Raw genomic sequence first — 17,911 nt, 5'->3', positions numbered from 1 at the left:
TTATTATAATCAAATTTGAGTATATGGCAATGAAATTCGACAGGTGGTTGTCCATGTTTTCCGGAAACATTGCCGACCCGCTCCTTCCTATCATATAATAGGGTAAGAAAAGGTTTTTATGCCCTTTACAATTTCGATAAATTTTATTTGTAAATACAATTTGAATAGCAGGAGGTAATCACATGAATATGAACCAGTTGGAAACACTGCTCACCATTTCTAAGACGATGAGCTTCCGCAAAGCTGGCGAAATTCTTAACTTGACCCAACCTGCCGTTTCCGCTCAAATTAAGAGCTTAGAAGACGAATTCGGCACCATTCTCATCGATCGTAACCAGCCCGTCACTTTAACGGACAGCGGAAAGCTATTTCTGGAGCATGCTGAGAAAATGCTGCGGATCGCCAGTGACCTCAAGCAACGCTTATCAGATTTGCACCAAACACCTCAAGGCCATATCCACATCGGCACGACGACCTCAATTGCCATGCAAATTTTACCGCGGGTGCTTTCTTATTTCCAAGACCAATTCCCTTTGATCAAAACGACCATTCATTCCATGACTTCTTCGCAAATTATGACCTCTGTTGAGAATAGTCAAATTGATATCGGGATTACTTATTTATTTGAGAAAAATCAAGCCTTAGAAACTTCCGTGCTTTATTACGACAATTTCGAGCTCGTTGTATCGACACAGCACCCGCTCAGCCGATTCGCACATATATCGATTGAAAAGCTGCGCAATATTTCATTCATCATGCTTTCTCCAGAAACCGCTGGGCGACGCTTTGTCGATCAAGTTTTCAAAAATTATGATGTCTCACCGCATATTGTCATGGAGCTGTCCAGCAGTGAAGAAGTGAAGCGGATGGTCGAGCTAAATCTTGGCGTCGCCATCATTTCCAAGCTGTCTGTAGCGGATGAGCTGCGGCACGGCACTTTGAAAATAGTAAAAGTAAATGAGTTGGATATTACCCATCCTGTAGGTGTAGTATATAAGTCGGGACGGTACTTAAACTCAGCCATGCAGCAGTTCCTTCGAGACTTAAAAGGTATGCCGGAAACTCAATTTCTTGGCTCAGAATAAACAGAATAAACGAACAGGCTTAGGAGGTATTCTCGTATGAAATTCGACCTACATACCCATCACGACCGGTGCGGACACGCCCAGGATAAAATTCGCGACTACATCGAAGCCGCCATTGCCGGCGGTTTGAAGGCGATTGGGATCTCAGACCACTCTCCTTATTTCGGAAGTCCGGATAATCACGCACAACCTTTAATCGCCATGGCCAAAAGCGAATTTCCCCGATACATCGAGGAAGTACTTCAGCTAAAAAAAGAATACGAAGGTAAAATTGATGTACTGTTAGGCGTAGAATCCGATTATTTCCCTGAGCATGTCGACGTTTACCGTCAGGAGTATGCCAAATACCCTTTCGACTACATCATCGGTTCTGTGCACTTGTCTGGCGGCGTCAGTATTTTCAATCGCAACAGATGGAAGGAATTGAATGATGCGCAGAAAATCGAGCAAAAAGAAGAGTACTATCGTCTTATTGCAGAATCCGCTCGCTCCGGCATGTTCCACATCCTTGGGCATATTGACGCAATGAAAGGCTTTTACCCAGCTTTCTCTGACATTCCAACACCGGCTGTCAACGAAACCTTGAAAGTCATTGGCGAATCCGGTGTCGCCATCGAAATCAATACGTCAGGCAAAACCAAAGACGTTGGCGGTTGGTACCCTTCGCACGCGATGTTAGAGCAGGCCCTTCATTATGGCGTTGAGGTAACATTCGGCTCCGATGCGCATATCCCAAGCCGCGTTGGGGAAGATTGGGAAGATGTGAGCAAAACGTTGAAAGAGATCGGCTTCAACCATTGGGTTTATTTCAAAAATAAACAAAAACAAGTTGTTCCCCTATAAAAAAGGAGGCTGCCTCAAAAGTAGATTGTTTCTACTTGGGGGCAGCCTCTTTCGTTTAATTTGTTTTCACAAAGCCAAGCTTCGGTTGCAAACTCTCTTGGAGTATAGCCTGCGTCTGATCAGCCGACATGGGTTGAAAGAAGTAATAGCCTTGAATTTGGCTGCAGCCATTGGCAACCAGGAATCTAGCCTGTTCTTCCGTTTCAACGCCTTCAGCAATGATTTGCAGCTTAAATGACTTGGCCACTGAGATGATCGCTTTGATCATAGCCCGGTCCTTGTCATCGGTTTGTACACCGCGGACAAACGATTGATCCAGCTTGATTTTGGTGACGGGGAACCTCTTTAAATAGCTGAGCGAAGAATAATGAGTGCCGAAATCGTCGACGGATATCGCAATACCTAACTTGCGCAAGCGGCCGAGAGCCTCCAACTGTTCATCCCGCATCGCGACATTTTCGGTGATTTCAATTTCCAGATACTTCGCCTCAAGGCCTGTTTCCTCTAAAATGTGAATCACTTTATCGACAAAACGTTCATCGTTCAACTGCTTAACGGAGAGATTAACGGATATCGTCAACGGTTCTTTCAGGAGGCTGTGCCAAGCTTTCATCTGCATGCAGGCGCCCCGCATCACCCACTCTCCGATGGCGACAATGAAACCCATTTCCTCCGCAATCGGAATAAATTCGGAAGGGGAAATGTACCCTTTAGTCGTATGGTTCCAGCGCAGCAAGGCTTCGACGCCAATGACTTTACCCAGTAGGCAATCGACCTGGGGCTGATAGACAATCTCGAGTTCGTTCCGATCCAAGGACTGACGAAGGTGGTTCCCCATTTCGAGCTTGGATACAGAATTCATCGCCATTTGCTTATCAAAGAAGCTGTAGGAGCTGCCGCTCTCTTTTTTGGCGATATACATGGCGATATCCGCATTTTTAAGCAGTGATTCCCATGTCAATCCGCCATATGGATACTGCACAATCCCTATGCTTGCACTGATGAAAAAAGCGCGACCCGCGATTAGGCACTGTGGCTTCAAAATCTCAATCAATTGCTCACAGAAGCGCTGAATGCTCTGTTCATCTGAGCAATCTTCGAGCAGGATCGCGAATTCATCCCCGCCGAATCTGGCGAATGTGTGAAAGGGAAGCTCGGAGTGCTGAATCCGGTTTACAACCTCACGCAGCATCAGATCACCCATATGATGACCATGCGAATCATTGACCATTTTGAAATTATCCAAGTCAAAAAACAGTACCGCCAGCGAGGTATGATTAATTTCGTTATAAACGATCTGTTCCTTCAAAACCATTTGAAAATAAGTGCGATTATGAATCCCTGTCAGCACATCATGGTAGGCCAGATAGGAAAGCATTTGTTCAGATTCCAGCAGCCTTTTCGTTGAATCCTGCAGCTCTTGCTGCCCGGCTAGCAGTTCCTCATTCACCGCTGTCAAATCTTCATTGGCGATCTGCAACTCTTGCGTTCGCTCATTCACGGCCTTGCTTAATGTGTCCCGCTGCCTGACCATATAAAGGAAGAAAAGCAAACCGAGTACCAATATCGTAATAAATGAGGCTCGTGTCACTAAAATCTGCTGATTGATGCTTTCAACCGCACTGGTCGGAGGAAGCGCGCCCAATTCCCATTTATTATCCGCAAGCTCTATGGTCGCACTGGTGTGTTTCGTTTGGAAAACCGCATCATCCCCAAAGAAGGCAGGTTGACCCAGGTTGCGAATCGCAAGTCGATTATTTCGTGGATTTCCATCCTTCATGCCCGCTTCAGCTAGCAATTGGTCCACATCAACTCCAACGGATACGAATCCCCAGAATTCGCCATTTTGATAAATCGCTTTGCGTGCAACTAACCCGTTCATCCCCTGCAGCAGCTTAAACGGACCATCCATGGTCATTTTCTTAGATTTAAGAGCGTATAAAATTTGCTGCTGCACATTCACGCGAGGGTCGTTCAACAAATCCCAATTCATTATACTTTCATTGCCCCTAAGCGGAAAAACGGTTTTCACAATCCCTTTGGGCGCAATAATTAAATTAAGTGTAGAAGCTTGAGCGCCAAGATACAGAGAAGCAATGTAATTCAAAACTTCTTGATCGTCTTTGTTTTGCAAATAATTAGAACTAACATAGGCTTCTAGACTGACCATCAAGTTAAAATTGCGGTCAATCACCGATTGCAAGACCAAAGCCCTCGAGGATAATTGCGACTGTTCGGTCATGCTAAGCTCATTAAATAAAGAGGTTTTGTACTTACCTAGAGCAAATTCAGAGGATGAGACCAATAGGACGAAAACTAGAGCTATTATCGTGTATTGCATCGTTTTCATAAGACTCTACTCCCGTCATCCTTAAACTTTAAACGTCATAATTCGACATCCCCCCTCTATTATTCCATCTGCGAACCGGTAGATCAATCTTTTTATTCGAATGGCATGACTATCAGAATCAGGACATGGCAAACAGCTTACAGCCGGAATAGGTCTTGCACTTTTCACAGATAGTGTGAAACAATAGAAGCAAGTCACACCCTTGTGGGGGGATGTCCAATGAAGACTCATCTCGGATCACTCGGAAATCTGCGTCCAACGGTCAACTTCAGTAATTATTTTCAAGCTCCAGCCGGTACTTTTTGGGGTCCACGCACGATTCCTGACTGCCAGCTTATCCTCTTGGTATCTGGTTCTGCCAGTTTTGAATTCGCGGGGAAATGCCTAAATTTATTACCGGGAAATTGTCTGTTCTATGGCTCAGACACGCCGCATCGTTTGGCCATTTCTTCGGACGGTCCCTCGACGCTGGGCAGCATCCATTTTAGCTGGGACTCTGCCTCGAGCGAAGCTATTCATCCAGAACCGACAATCATTTTACATACGAGAGAACAGTTAGTAAGACCTGCCAAAACTTATACCGTTCATGTGGAAGGTCACGGAGATGTGGAGATGTGGCATTTCTATGAGTTTACACAGCTGGAAAGTCTATTTGCCCGGATCGCCAAGGAATTCGTCCATCAAGAGCCAGGCTATGGTTCGATTGCTCGCGGTTATCTCATTCAAATTCTTACGTCCTTGTTACGCTACCAAATGGACAAGCGTTTTCGCGCTGCAACCGAGCACAGTAAAATTGCCGCATCCATTGAGGCGATTCAGCAGGATGCGTCCCGTAATTGGTCAACGCCTGAGCTTGCCGCCATAAGCGGCTACCATCCCACCTACTTCGCAGAGCTGTTCCGCGAAGCAACTGGCTATGCCCCGAAGCACTATTTGGTTCTCGAAAGAGTGAAACAAGCGCAGCTCCTTTTGCTGCACGAACCCACCATTGAAGCCGTTGCGATGAAATTAGGGTATTCCAGCATTCATTATTTTTGCAGAAATTTCAAGGCCGTTACCGGGTTGACCCCTACGGAGTTCAAACAACGTAATGTCGCGCTTTAGATGAAACCTGAACGATTGGAGAAATGTTATGGATATTATTGAAATTCCTATCGCGTTAATTGATGAAGACACGGATCAGCCTAGATATCAATTCGATGAAGAAGCCCTTCAAGAACTCATGAAAAGTATTGAGGAAATTGGTTTACTTTCTCCGATTAAAGTAAGAACGACGGCAAACAACCGCTACAAAATCATCTACGGGAACCGCAGGTATAAAGCTAGCAAAATGCTCGGAAAGCCTACCATGTCCTGTATTGTGTCGAATGTTACAGACGAGATGGAAATCTATTTGGAGCAAATTGCGGAGAATTTGACGCGGGAAGGTTTTTCCCCAATTGAAGAAGCCGAGGCTTTTCATAAACTGATGAACGATGCGAAATTCAGTTCTTCTATTAAGTACCTCTCCAGTAAACTAGGCAAACCTGAATCCTACATCAAGAATAAATGTGATCTCTTAAAATTCGGCAACGCCGTCAAAAAGCTGATCGTCAGCGGCACAGAAATTCGCAAAGACAAGCTGACAGAGGATCAGCTGCTGCCTATTAAGGATATAGCCATCGAGCATCGCGACCCGCTTGCCTTGATTATTGCGAGAGACGAAATGCCGGTAAGCGACGTGAAAAAAATCGCAAAAATGTTCAAAGATAAAGATATTTCGGAGAGCACGAAAGGGAAGCTCTTGTACAAATCGGGGCATGAATTGGTCGAAACGTGGTCTGTTTTTCAAAACAACCGCGCAGAGCGGGCTAAACCTGCTCCTGCAAAGGCTCCAACCAAAGCGCAAAAAGCAGAAAAAGCCAGCACGGCAATCGATATGCCACTGGCGGAGCAAAGCGGGCTAACCTCGCCAAGCAGCCAATCTCAACTAGCAGAGACTGGGGCAATAGCAATGGCCCCTATTCAAATTAAATTGCAGCAGCTGCTCTCGGTTGTACAAGCTCCAAGTGAGAGCGATTTGCAAACTGATGCTTCCAAGCTCGACGCCAACGAAAAAGACAAGTTTCTAACTGATGTCACTACGTTAGTCGAGCATTTGGAAAAGCAGCTCAGTGAGTGGAAAAAAGTCAGAGAGCTAACTCTTTCAAAATAGCTTCTTCGCATAACATTGCCTAGGTAGACCGCCGTACATCGGGCGGGAGAATTGCAGCGTTAATCCAGCCGATTCTAAATTTTGTCGGCTTATCACATTCTCAGGGTGAACGGTAGCATAGAGGTACAACATATCCTTCTCCCGCGCGCGCTGCTCTCTCCAGGCATGGAAGTGACGCTGCAGTCCTTGCCCTCTCGCCGATTCGTGGACGATGGTGCCTTCCAGCGAAGCAACTCTTGGCAGTTCTGCCTCTGGCACGCCAAACTCGCGTCCGAGGTTGCTGGCGCTTAGCCCAGGGAATGCGATCACCGTATAAGCAACAAGAGTATCCCCCTGATAAGCGCCGTACATCTCGCCTTTTTGTTCAACATAGTCGTATAAAGCTTCCAAACGATCCATGGAATATAGAGCGCTGGACGGCAGCCGTGAAACCACACCCAAGAGCAGTTCTTGCACCTGCGGGACGTCCTGCTCCCCTAGTCGTCTTATGTCCAAAATGAGATGATCCTCCTTCAAGTGTCCTTCTTTAATCCCCCATGGCAGACTTCTTTTGCAAGGCAACCCACATGGACTTGTTACGGAATTCGTCCTCAGAGCCCAGCTCACGTCCGAACCATGCAGGCACTTTAAATTGCTCAGCCGCTTCGATGCTTGGGAACTCGACCTCAACCACTGCTAAATCCACTTGCTTATATTCATCAATTTCAAAGTAAAGTCCTGAATGCTCTACATCTTCTACAGTAGTACGAATCTTCTCTAACGGAATCAAACCCGTGTGCTCGAGCAGCTGCTTATAAACAGTTTCAGAGATGTTGTACTCAATTTCTTCCCGAACCATCCCATGACCCGATTTGAACGTATGTGTAAAACTCGACTCGCCAGAGCTATCCACCAGCTGACGCACTCGAATTTCCTGATCCTTCGAAATAGCCAAATACGTTTGATAAATGTACTGCTTGGATACTAGCTTAATTTGTTGATTTTCCAATTCAGTCACAGGAAATACAGGCAATAAAAATTTTTTCTCAATTTCAGCACTCATAGGTCAAGTCCTTTCCCAAACCAATCCTTATTTTAAACACCATTTTACCATAAAAATGCTTCCGCAACCTGAGGGCGAGCTATTTATACAAAGCTCTGAAACGTGCCGGGGAAATGTCATTCCATACTCGAAACATTTTACCAAAATGAAACTCATCGGCAAAACCGCAAGCGACCGCGATCGCTTTCATAGGCTCCTCTGTCAGCAGCAGCAGTGTTTTGGCTTTCTCATTGCGGATTCGGTTCAAGTACTCCTTGGGAGATATGCCCGTTTGCTGTATGAACATCTTCCGTAACTGGGAAACGGAGATGTGAAAATTCCGCGCCAGCTCCTCCATCTTGAGAGGACGGTTGTAGCAGGTTTCCATCCAAAACTTCGCTTGCTGATAAGCTTTCATATATGGGTCTGCCGACGCCTGCGTATCTCTCATATAATGAAGCAATCTGGATAGCACATATTGAAACTCCGCTTGTCTTTCATGCGGATCAGTCCCTTGGATCGACCACATTTGCTTAAACTGCTCATGAATCCAAACCGCTTGTTCCGGGGAATATAGCTTGATAAAAGGCAGGTTAAGCGTGTCCAGATACTCAGGCTTTTGCCAGACATCATGCTCATAAGGCACATCGAAAGCATCGAATAAAAGCATACGAATGTAAAGTGGTTGATCCACGGAAGATGACATGGTTAGGGAGAATCCGGGTTTTAGATAGATCAGCGTCCCTGTCTTCACTTTAATAGGCTCCTCGTCAGACGAATGCGAGAATTCCCCCTCCCCGCTCATAATCCAGTAAAGTGAATGAACATCCATCGTATTGCGAATATCCTTCCAGCCTGGCACAGGAAGCTTCTCATAGGTTAGACGAAGATGATAGATTCTGTGAGCTTTCGATTCCATTTAACCACCACCTGCAAAGCGATTTTGACAAATGATAAAATACTTTATCCATAGATAATGCCCATTCCACTATGATACGCTTTACGAAACAGACATGAAAGGGGCTTTTTCCTTTGATTCGTACTTTTGGGCAACATATCCTTCGTAAAACCCGCACACTTGATGGACTATGGGATTTTGTCACTGATCCTAGCAATTTAGGCACTACAGAAGAATGGTACAAAAAGTTCCCTTCCGATTCCCGTAAACTCGTTGTTCCTTCCTGTTGGAACAATGAATTAGGCTTATTCGAATACATTGGCGCCGCGTGGTACCGCACTTATTTTGATACAACACAAGACAGCCATATTCGCTTAATCTTTGAGGGCATTCTTCATCATGCCGATATTTATGTAGATGGACAGCATCTTGGCTATCATTTTGGAGGTTATACTCAGTTCAGTACGCTGCTTCCGCATTTGGCCCAAGGACAGCATGAACTTATTATTCGCGTAGACAGCACATTGGACTGGCAAACACTGCCAACCGATGTAGCGGATTGGTACTCTTACGGCGGTATTATCCGTTCCGTAGAGCTACAAGAGCTGCCTGATGTCTATATTGATACGATGAAAATCGATTATCATCTGACAGGTGATCAAGCGGATATCAGCTTGCAAGTGAAGGTCAACTCGCTCAGCGACACAGACAGTGAAGTCGAGGTGAACGCCTCCACAAATGGGCTCGTTTTCCCAGCTGTAACTGTGCAGCTATTAGCAGGCCAATCCACACAATTGACCCTACGCGGAACCCTTGCTAACATCCGTAGATGGGACGTAGGCCGCCCCGAGCTGTATACATTCACTGTACAAGTCGGTGAAGACGACCTTATCGACCGAACTGGATTCCGAACCGTTGCCGTCGACCATGGTCAGATCCTTTTGAACGGGAAAAAGCTCTATCTGCAAGGGGTTAACCGGCACGAAGAGCATCCAGAATGGGGCTTTGCTTTCCCTCCTAAGCTCATGCTGAAGGACCTCTCCATATTGCAAGATTTAGGCTGCAATATCGTGCGCGGCTCGCATTATCCCCAAAGCCAGTTCTGGATGGATCTGCTGGATGAATACGGCATGCTTCTGTGGAGCGAAATTCCAATGTGGGGCTGTTTTATGAGTACAGAAACACTGGCAAGCCCTCTCTTTGCAGAGCGTGGCGTTAAGATGCTGGATGAAATGATTACCCGTGACTATCATCATCCCTCCATTATTTTCTGGGGAGCTCATAATGAAATTGATACACGCACGACAGAGGCGCTTGAGCTTACGAAAAAGTTTGTAGGCAAAATCCGCAGCATGGACGAAAGCCGTCTAGTCACTTATGCTACCATGCACCCCGTGGAAGATATCGTCCTGTCTTACTTCGATGTCATCGGCATCAATAAATATTACGGCTGGTACGAAGGGAACGTAACCGGATTCCGCGATATGCTGCAAAATTATTACCGCAATGCCGAAGCGCAAGGCGCCGGGGACAAGCCTTTGATCATGAGCGAGTTCGGTGCGGCCGGCATTTTCGGGGATGCAGGCTGGGAACCGCGCTTGTTCAGCGAAGACTACCAAGCTGACGTTGTGCAGCAGGCGCTGCACATTTTCCGCGAGGATCCGCGCATCGTCGGCACGCTGATTTGGCATTTCGCCGACATCCGCGTCGATGTGCGCAGCGATCGACCTTATTTCCGCGATCGCGCGCGGAGCTTTAACAACAAAGGACTGCTGAATGAGTACCGCAAGCCTAAGCTGGCTTACCGGATAGTGAAGGAAATCTATCGTTCTCAGCGATAAGTAAGATGGGACCCTGCCTTGGCGGCTGGGTCCCTTTTTTGGTGCTGGCGAGGCGAGGGGGAGAGCGGCTGGGAGGACAGGGCGGCGTGGACCAAAGCGGCAAGGACTAGGGCGGCGTGGACAGGGCGGCGTGGACAGGGCGGCGTGGACAGGGCGGCGAGGGGAACTACAGGGCGTTATTTGAGCAAAATCAGCTGTTTCCTCATGTGAGCGGAACTACAGGCTCTTATATGCTCTCGGATGGCTGTATGCCAGCCGAATTCGAGCAAATAGCGGATCGTAGTTCCCCCCGGGCTGTGAAATAGCCATTTTTAAGGCAAATAGCGGACTGTAGTTCCTCTTCATTCAAAAAAACTCATCCATAAGCTGATAATAGTGAACTTTAGCCTCATCCAACGCAGTGAGTCCATAAGCATCAAGGAAAGCTTGCACGTGCTCATTGCCAAAGTTATATCGGATACTTCGAATCGCCAAGGCTAGATCCTGGTACCGATCGGCAATCCCCGCCCTGCCCCAATCAATAAAACCGTGGACCTTCCTGTCCTTGAGGATGATATTAGGTAAACAGTAATCCCCGTGCGTAAAAACCAAATCTTCGGTTCCCGGCTTCAAGTCCAGGAGTTCCTGCGCTAAATCTCCCGCCGTGCGTCCTTCTCTTTGCTGGTCGAAATCCTCTTCATCAACAAGCTGCTGCTCCACTCGTCTTCTGGCTTCCACGATCTTCGTTTCCAGCGTTTGGTCAAAAGGGCAGCCTTCAACAGGCACTTCATGCACTGCTCTAAGGCCATAAGCTAATTGCTGCATTAATTGCGTCAGCATGCTTTCATAGGACTTGTCCGAGGCGTTGATACCCTCGATCTCGGACATTAGCAAGAATTCACTGGTATCGTCTTGTCCATAATACACGACCTCTGGGACACTCAGCTTACCTTGCAGCCAAACTAACCGTTCTTTCTCGTGAAGAAGGCTTTCAGTCGCAGCGAGGGACTGAATTTTTATGTATAAGTTCGATGAGGCACCTGACAATAGGTAGGTTTGAGATTGCGATAAACCGAGGGTGATTCGTTGCCATTCGTAACCATTTATCCGTTTGGACAAGTCCGCTGGAAGCGTCATATCTTGCATGCTGGCCGTTCCCCTCGCTTTCGATCTAGATGGTTTGAGAGTTTGAGTTCAACAAAGCTGTCTGGATCGATTTAATTATAAAAGCGTAATTAAAACTGTCGGGAGTGGTCGTGTCAATTTCTACAAACGTACCGTCAAGAGTTAGCGGAGCAAGATGCCCACGCAAAATCCGTGCTTTATTTTCTTCCTGTTCAATCCATGCCAAGTCAGAGTGAGCAGCATGGCGCTCTTTTGCCCCCATACGCGTAAGGAATCGCTCTAGTAGCACTATCCCGTCCGTTTTACACAGGATTTGGAAAGGCTCGAATCCGTAAGCATCCTGTAATTTCAGAAATTCGGCGCTTCTTAACTCAGGCCGACCAAAAAATCCTTCAATGATCATGGATTGGCCCGCTGATAACAAGGTGCTTGCAATGGAGTATAGCATTGTAAAAGAAGCCGGTGCCATTAAAGGAGGGCAGCCATGGCTCTGGCAATCTAATGCATCATAAAGGGTCTCATATATACCGTCCCGCGAGAATAATGGGATGCGTAGGTCTTGTTCAAGTCGCCTTGCTAAGGTCGTTTTTCCTGTGCCAGGAAGGCCATTGACTATAATGAGTAAGGGTTTTGACACGAGCAGCTCCTCCAATCCCAAAAAAAGGGACCTAGCCAACGGGGCCAGGTCCAAAGTTTATATTAAAAAAGGGGGTCTTGTTTATTATAATACCCCACTAATATTAGAGGACTGTAACAGAAATATTCCAATTGTGTTACAAATAATTTGTTATTGCCCAGGAAATTCTGATCTCACGTCATTGTATGCTAAAATAGGAAGTTAATAACGCATTTCAACCTAGGAGTTTTATTATGATTCGTTCACTAGCGGTTACGACCGATTTTACCGTACACCACGATATCCCCCTTCGCCAGCTCGATGACGCCAACATTAAGTGGTATTGGGTTGACTTTCACAATCCCAGCGAAGAAGAAGCTTTGGAGTTAAAAGAACATTTCCATTTTCACCCGTTAGCCATCGAAGACTGCTTCTACTTGCTCCAAAGACCGAAAATGGATCATTACGAGAATGTCCATTTCTTTGTCATGCACGCGATGAACGCTAGGACTCTGGATGCGGAAGAGGTGGATATGTTTCTGGGGAGCAACTTCATCGTCACGTTCCATCAACATGATTCCAGAGAAATTGATGATGCCTGGTTCCGTCTGTCCGAGCTAGAAAACTTGCGAAGCGAAGGCCATATTTATGCCGCCTATTTAGTGCTCGACAATTTGGTTGATCAGTATTTTCCCAGCGTTTATCAATTAGAAGATCAGCTCAACGAAATTGAGAATAATGTACACTCTGAGAGCATTGAGGTGCTCATGAATGATATTTTTGAAATCCGCTCCAAATTGTTAAAAATACGCCGGACCATCGTACCTATGCGCGACCTTCTGTATAGGGTCATCAATACCGATCGAATTGAACAATTCCGCGAGCACATTGTATTTTTTACGGACGTTCATGATCATTTGCTTAAGCTTTCCGAGATGATTGAGTCCAACCGGGACATGACGGCCGATATGCGCGACAGCTACATCTCCTTGAATTCCAATCGAATGAATACGATTATGAAAACGTTGACGGTCATAACCACGATTTTCATGCCTTTGACGTTCATTGCCGGATTATACGGGATGAACTTTGCTTATATGCCCGAATTGGAGTGGCACTGGGGGTATTTTGCTATTCTCATCATCATGTTCGGCATAGGTCTCGGCATGTTCGCCTGGTTCTGGAAAAAGGGCTGGTTTAAGTAGCTCCGACTCTGTTGTCTGGCCGCTTATCCAGCATACCAGAACAGCGCGTACTCCGTCATCACAGAGGCATGCCCCATTTGGCGCAGCATAGCTGTTATATTGCCCCGGTGATAAGTGCCGTGATTGACCACTTGAAGGAGCATTTCCGCGCGGCTGGTGTCGCGCACTCCTGCATAAGGGTTGTCTAGCACAACTGTCTGCTCCAAAGATTCTTGCGCATCCAGAAATGCTTTAAACCTCTCTGACAATTGAGCATACATGATTTCGATTTCCTCGATGCTCTTGGATTCCGCGTCAGCCGTCAACTGGACCGAATCCGTCATGGCTTCTTTCATGCTTTTACCGCTCATCATGTCTAGCCACCCGGAATCCACAACATAAATGTGAGCGATGACCTTCGACACCGAAGGGAAAACACTTTGAATCTCCCGTGTGTAAATGTCCTGGCCCAGTTTTTTCAAGTGATTCAGCATCGTTTGATTTGCCCATACATGGTAATCGTACATGTTCCGTATTTGTTGTGTCATCGCTATCTCTCCTTCTTTCCTTCGGCTCAATGCTTACTGGATGGCATTTCTCATTGTTACCTTAATCATACAGGAGATACCCTGACAGCATACTGTCAGTTATGATTGGCGCGTCCAAATTCATTAACTAATTTTTTGGGCGCTATGCTCGCCCACGCTTTGACCAGTAACCCGCATAATTCCTCAGGATTGACCCGCTCCAAATTGACAATCATATAATTTAATTTTGAAAATGATGCGGGAATGCTGTAAACCTCAGCGTCCAAGGTGGGATAAATCAGCTTATCCTCTCCCGTTGTTTTCACAACCAGTGAGACACCATCCTCTTGAATCACGGCAAAAATTTTATTTTTGATACGAAAAGAAGCTTTTCCCCAATGCAGAGTCTCCTCAGCCTGTGGCAGTGACATGGCTAATGCACGAACCTCTTCCACTGACATCATAGGGTGACCTCTTTGGCGTTCGCAAACCTATGTATACCAAAATCATTCATCGTAGAGTTCAAAATAGCGTTTCTCAGCGAATGCAAGTTAGGAGTGAATCTTACTTCAACACCCTGCTGCATGAGGAGGTCTAAAAGATTTGTAAGTGGTTCAACTTCTTCAGGAATGATGGTTTGAGGGGAAATGTAGTAACCGGCGCAGGCATCAAATACTTGAAATGTGTCGCACGGCATTTTATATCGATATAGCGTTGTACGTTTTATGCGTTCGTACCAGTCCGTTTCAACCGTCACGACAATATCGGAGGAAGTTACACCGAAAAATGTACGCTGATCCTCATCGGAAATCTCATTCGTTTTCGTATAGACAATACGCGGGCAATCTCTTGGAAAATAAAAGGTAAAAGCGTGAACATCATCAATCGCCCAGACGACAGGGGGCATATTCTTACGATTTTCTTTCACTCTAGGCACAAATACGCTAATTCCGCTTTCTTCACTAAAATGAAATAAGTTCATTGTTCGCTCCTTTATATGATTACAATGCTCTTCGAATTGTTTTATTTTTCCACTATAGATTTTCGTGATAGACTAGGAAGTATCCTGCTTTCATGTATCATATAGCCAGGCTGCGAATAAAAAACATAGGATGAATTAGGGAAGGTGATGGCATAATGTCCGGCATTAAACCCAACATGGATACCAGATCAGCAGAGGCTTTCTTGCAGCAGATTTTGAACAAGCCAGTTACCGATGTGCGGCCGATTGAGCAAGGCGAAGTGAGCAAAGTGTTCAGCTACAGTCAGCACGATGAGGAATTTATCATTCATTTTAACAGCGGCAGTGAAGGTTTTGTCAGAGAGCGTTATGTGCATGAAACATTCTCGGCCCAGGGCCTACCGATTCCCCGTGTTCTGGAGATTGGCCGTGTGAACGAAGATCTGTGTTTTTCCATTGCCGAAAAGGTACCGGGACGTACCATCATCTCCTATCCGGAAGCCGAAATCAAGCAGATTCTTCCCGATCTTGTCCAGCATTTTAAAATAAAGAATGAAGTCAAGCTTGGTCCAACCAAAGGGTATGGCTGGATTCAGCCTTCGGGAGACGGTACTCACGAGAGTTGGCCTGACTTCCTGGCTTCCTTCTTTCGGGAGGAGCAGACTGGCTTTTGGCATAACTGGTATGCGCTCTTTGAGGACACTTTTCTGGAAAAAGATGTTTTTCAGCGCTTATACGGCATCATGATGGAGTTATCGACCTATTCCACACAGCAGCGATATCTCGTGCACGGCGATTTCCATCTGGGGAATATGCTGACGGACGGGCAACGTGTCACAGGTATTGTTGACTGGGAGATGGCCTTCTATGGCGACTTCGTGTTCGATTTGGCGACGCAGCATTTGTGGACTCCACAGCTGCAATTTCCAGAAATGGTGCGCAGCAGTTGGGTTGGTGAGGGGCGAGACATTTCGCATTTTGAGGAGCGGTTGAAGTGTGCACTGCTTTTCAAGGGCATCGACGGTCTCCGATTTTATGCTAAAAAAGGCGACCGGAATGCTTACGATAGTGTGAAGGCTGAGCTTTTGCGGTTGGTGGATTGAGGTTGGGCCCTGTATGATGAAAAAAAGCTGCTTATTTGCATCAGCAAATCAAGCAGCTTTTTTCGTTTGAACACTCGACTAAGTGAACTCAGGCTCGTTAATGCTTCGAACCACTTCAGCGAAACTTGGCTCAGCTTCTACTGATTTTTCGGGTGGAGTGATCTTGGATACGTCGTCCCACTTTACCACGTAGGTCTTTGCCAGCATATCTCCTATTCGTTGTCGCTTTTTAGATAAGAGTGCCACAATACCAGCTAACCCGCCGCCTAGCATCATTGGATTAGCTTCTATGACTTTTAATAGTGTACGGATAAAGGATTTCAGCAGACCTGGCGTTTTGCCTTCTACATTCACCACACGAAGTCGGAACAGTAATTTGCCGATTGTCCAGCCTAGCAACCCTTCCATGATGAAGATGTAGGAGAATAGGATAGCAATCCATAGCCAGATTGTCTTCTGAAAGACAATTTCTCCTAATGTAAATACAGGGATTGCTGGAAGGAGCCATAAAATGACTCCATCCACCCATAGTGCTCCCCAGCGCCGCGCGATCATGCCGAAGCGGTATTTGGATACGATTTGTTCTATTTGCATAAAAGCCCCTTCCTTTCTACAAAAATAAATTACTTTTTTTAATTTGGGTCTAGTACCGCTCCATAATCTTGAGGGTTAAAATTTGGAGGCCACTTTGTTAGCTGGTTATATTTTGCCTCCTGAAGAAATACCCCATGAAGATTAGCAGATTCAAAGTTTACTCCAAATAACGTGCTCTTACTTAAGTTAGAAGATACTAATACTGCATTAACAAAACTTGCTTGTTCTAGATTTGCTGCAAATAAATTCGATCGCGATAAATTCGCATTGAAAAATGAAACTTTTGTTAGATTAGCATTAATTAAGATTGAATCCGATAAATCAGAATCACATAGAGTAGCTCTCAAAAAATTCCCGTTACAAATATTAGCGTTCTTAAAACAAGAATAGTCTAAATTTGATTTTACAAATATAGCTTCATGTAAATTAACGCTAACGAATGACGCTGAAGCTAAATTGCAGCCATAGAAGTCTATCTTTTCTACTGTTAATCCATCAAAGATTGCTGCTGGAATTATTGCCTCTTGAAAATTATACTTTTGACAATCAATTATGCCTCTAAAATCCAAGCCTTCTTGCTCTAACTTAGTACCCGAGATACCTTTGGTTTTAATCCATTCCTCATGATCCAATATCTTTTGAATTAACAAATCTTTATGAAAACCCATTGACCTCTCACATCCTAAAAAAATAAAAATAATTTGGTATGTACTTTCAAAAAAGATTTCCATACCCTTTAATTTAACACTTACTTTTTAGGCCACCATTTTATTCTATCTTTCCAATCTGCAGTATCAATGAAATCTGATAATTCTTTGATATGCTCTGGCAAGTGAATTAAGAAACGTTGTCTTACCTGACCCCGTCCCGCCAGAAATGATAATGTTGTACTTGGCTTTGACCAATCTCCCTAACCACTCCGCTATTTCAGCCGTTATTGTTCCAAATTCAACCAGCTGCTGCATCGTGTAAGGTCTCTCAGGGAATTTCCGGATGGTGACAGCCGGCACGTCTAATGAAATGGGGTTTAATACGACGTTAACCCGTGACCCATTCGGTAACCTTGCATCTACGATTGGTTCACTTTCGTTTACTTTTCGATTAATCGGAGATACGATTTTCTCAATCACATGTAGAAGTTCTTCTTGCCGTGAAAATGTTAACGATTGGCCTTTACGATCCCGAGCTTGCTGGAGCACGCCATCTTTTTCAATGTAAATTTTATGGATGCCATTCACCATAATCTCAGTGACGGATGGGTCATGGATAAGAGAGTCCAATATGCCGAAGCCAAACATTGTATGCATTAATTGTTCTAGAATTTCAGAACGATCATATGAACTTAGCATCCACTCCGCTTGATGTGAAGCTGATTCATCTTCGATGATTCTCCATATGGTGTTGCGAATATAGGTAATATCCTGCTTCATATCGCTAGCAAACAATTCCCGATTATCCGCAATCTTTTGTCGTACACGGCCAAAAATCTCAAACTTATAGTTATTAGTGTCAAGTGTTGATCTTGCAGCCGCCGTTTCCTGATCTTGAAAATGCTCTTGGCGACGTTTAATTAGGTCCTCGATACTCAAG

The 17,911-nt window shown here is 45.4% G+C and carries 19 protein-coding genes; 7 read left to right on the top strand and 12 right to left on the bottom strand.

The window, feature by feature from the left end; translation table 11 throughout:
* Positions 1 to 182: 182 nt before the first annotated feature.
* Positions 183 to 1,085: a LysR family transcriptional regulator gene (locus AC58UW_RS30360; protein WP_497424301.1), complete on the top strand. Its 903-nt coding sequence runs from the start codon at positions 183 to 185 to the stop codon at positions 1,083 to 1,085.
* 36 nt (positions 1,086 to 1,121) lie between these two features.
* Positions 1,122 to 1,928 carry a histidinol-phosphatase gene (locus AC58UW_RS30355; protein WP_497424300.1) on the top strand — a complete coding sequence of 269 codons (807 nt, stop codon included), beginning with the start codon at positions 1,122 to 1,124 and terminating at the stop codon, positions 1,926 to 1,928.
* 55 nt (positions 1,929 to 1,983) lie between these two features.
* On the opposite strand, the gene AC58UW_RS30350 is transcribed toward AC58UW_RS30355, so the two are convergent.
* Positions 1,984 to 4,278 carry a bifunctional diguanylate cyclase/phosphodiesterase gene (locus AC58UW_RS30350; RefSeq protein ID WP_497424299.1) on the bottom strand — a complete coding sequence of 765 codons (2,295 nt, stop codon included), beginning with the start codon at positions 4,276 to 4,278 and terminating at the stop codon, positions 1,984 to 1,986.
* A 219-nt stretch (positions 4,279 to 4,497) separates the two neighbouring features.
* Here AC58UW_RS30350 and AC58UW_RS30345 point away from each other — a divergent pair, with 219 nt between their 5' ends.
* Entirely contained in the window at positions 4,498 to 5,382 is an 885-nt protein-coding gene (locus tag AC58UW_RS30345) for a helix-turn-helix domain-containing protein (RefSeq protein WP_497424298.1), read from the top strand.
* Between the two features lie 28 nt (positions 5,383 to 5,410).
* Entirely contained in the window at positions 5,411 to 6,472 is a 1,062-nt protein-coding gene (locus AC58UW_RS30340) for a ParB/RepB/Spo0J family partition protein (protein ID WP_497424297.1), read from the top strand.
* Here AC58UW_RS30340 and AC58UW_RS30335 read toward each other — a convergent pair.
* The 3 genes from AC58UW_RS30335 to AC58UW_RS30325 all read right to left on the bottom strand — a co-directional run bounded on the left by AC58UW_RS30335 (position 6,464) and on the right by AC58UW_RS30325 (position 8,412).
* A complete protein-coding gene (locus AC58UW_RS30335; protein ID WP_497424296.1) occupies positions 6,464 to 6,967 on the bottom strand; it encodes a GNAT family N-acetyltransferase in 504 nt (167 codons plus the stop codon). The genes AC58UW_RS30340 and AC58UW_RS30335 overlap by 9 nt on opposite strands.
* A gap of 31 nt (positions 6,968 to 6,998) precedes the next feature.
* Positions 6,999 to 7,514 carry a CYTH domain-containing protein gene (locus AC58UW_RS30330; RefSeq protein ID WP_497424295.1) on the bottom strand — a complete coding sequence of 172 codons (516 nt, stop codon included), beginning with the start codon at positions 7,512 to 7,514 and terminating at the stop codon, positions 6,999 to 7,001.
* Positions 7,515 to 7,593: 79 nt separating this feature from the next.
* Complete coding sequence (locus tag AC58UW_RS30325; RefSeq protein ID WP_497424294.1) at positions 7,594 to 8,412, bottom strand: AraC family transcriptional regulator; 819 nt, start codon at positions 8,410 to 8,412, stop codon at positions 7,594 to 7,596.
* A 113-nt stretch (positions 8,413 to 8,525) separates the two neighbouring features.
* On the opposite strand from AC58UW_RS30325, the gene AC58UW_RS30320 reads away from it, so the two are divergent.
* The gene (locus AC58UW_RS30320; RefSeq protein WP_497424293.1) at positions 8,526 to 10,232 is read left to right on the top strand and encodes a glycoside hydrolase family 2 protein; all 1,707 of its coding nucleotides are present in this window, start codon (positions 8,526 to 8,528) and stop codon (positions 10,230 to 10,232) included.
* Between the two features lie 345 nt (positions 10,233 to 10,577).
* Here the strand turns inward: AC58UW_RS30320 and AC58UW_RS30315 are convergent, their stop codons facing one another.
* Positions 10,578 to 11,357, bottom strand: coding sequence for an APH(3') family aminoglycoside O-phosphotransferase (locus AC58UW_RS30315; RefSeq protein ID WP_497424292.1), 780 nt, complete (start codon positions 11,355 to 11,357; stop codon positions 10,578 to 10,580).
* A 25-nt stretch (positions 11,358 to 11,382) separates the two neighbouring features.
* Positions 11,383 to 11,973 (bottom strand): P-loop nucleotide/nucleoside kinase family protein, encoded by a 591-nt coding sequence (locus AC58UW_RS30310; protein WP_497424291.1) that lies wholly within the window; start codon positions 11,971 to 11,973, stop codon positions 11,383 to 11,385.
* 233 nt (positions 11,974 to 12,206) lie between these two features.
* On the opposite strand from AC58UW_RS30310, the gene corA reads away from it, so the two are divergent.
* Complete coding sequence (gene corA, locus AC58UW_RS30305) at positions 12,207 to 13,157, top strand: magnesium/cobalt transporter CorA (protein ID WP_497424290.1); 951 nt, start codon at positions 12,207 to 12,209, stop codon at positions 13,155 to 13,157.
* A 23-nt stretch (positions 13,158 to 13,180) separates the two neighbouring features.
* Here the strand turns inward: corA and AC58UW_RS30300 are convergent, their stop codons facing one another.
* The 3 genes from AC58UW_RS30300 to AC58UW_RS30290 all read right to left on the bottom strand — a co-directional run bounded on the left by AC58UW_RS30300 (position 13,181) and on the right by AC58UW_RS30290 (position 14,645).
* A complete protein-coding gene (locus tag AC58UW_RS30300) occupies positions 13,181 to 13,684 on the bottom strand; it encodes a DinB family protein (RefSeq protein WP_497424289.1) in 504 nt (167 codons plus the stop codon).
* A 95-nt stretch (positions 13,685 to 13,779) separates the two neighbouring features.
* Positions 13,780 to 14,127 carry an MmcQ/YjbR family DNA-binding protein gene (locus AC58UW_RS30295; RefSeq protein WP_497424288.1) on the bottom strand — a complete coding sequence of 116 codons (348 nt, stop codon included), beginning with the start codon at positions 14,125 to 14,127 and terminating at the stop codon, positions 13,780 to 13,782.
* The gene (locus AC58UW_RS30290) at positions 14,124 to 14,645 is read right to left on the bottom strand and encodes a DUF6886 family protein (RefSeq protein WP_497424287.1); all 522 of its coding nucleotides are present in this window, start codon (positions 14,643 to 14,645) and stop codon (positions 14,124 to 14,126) included. Before AC58UW_RS30290 ends, AC58UW_RS30295 begins: the two co-directional genes overlap by 4 nt.
* Positions 14,646 to 14,821: 176 nt before the next feature.
* On the opposite strand from AC58UW_RS30290, the gene AC58UW_RS30285 reads away from it, so the two are divergent.
* Complete coding sequence (locus AC58UW_RS30285) at positions 14,822 to 15,727, top strand: phosphotransferase family protein (protein WP_497424286.1); 906 nt, start codon at positions 14,822 to 14,824, stop codon at positions 15,725 to 15,727.
* 78 nt (positions 15,728 to 15,805) lie between these two features.
* On the opposite strand, the gene AC58UW_RS30280 is transcribed toward AC58UW_RS30285, so the two are convergent.
* The 3 genes from AC58UW_RS30280 to AC58UW_RS30270 all read right to left on the bottom strand — a co-directional run bounded on the left by AC58UW_RS30280 (position 15,806) and on the right by AC58UW_RS30270 (position 17,910).
* Complete coding sequence (locus AC58UW_RS30280; protein ID WP_497424285.1) at positions 15,806 to 16,321, bottom strand: RDD family protein; 516 nt, start codon at positions 16,319 to 16,321, stop codon at positions 15,806 to 15,808.
* 38 nt (positions 16,322 to 16,359) lie between these two features.
* Positions 16,360 to 16,989, bottom strand: coding sequence for a pentapeptide repeat-containing protein (locus AC58UW_RS30275; protein ID WP_497424284.1), 630 nt, complete (start codon positions 16,987 to 16,989; stop codon positions 16,360 to 16,362).
* A gap of 126 nt (positions 16,990 to 17,115) precedes the next feature.
* The gene (locus AC58UW_RS30270) at positions 17,116 to 17,910 is read right to left on the bottom strand and encodes an ATPase, T2SS/T4P/T4SS family (protein ID WP_497424283.1); all 795 of its coding nucleotides are present in this window, start codon (positions 17,908 to 17,910) and stop codon (positions 17,116 to 17,118) included.
* Position 17,911 lies beyond the last annotated feature (1 nt).

It is taken from the genome of Paenibacillus sp. J22R160 (genome assembly GCF_059692135.1).
Note: the sequence above shows the minus strand (reverse complement) of the source record. Positions and strands in the feature narration are given on the sequence as shown.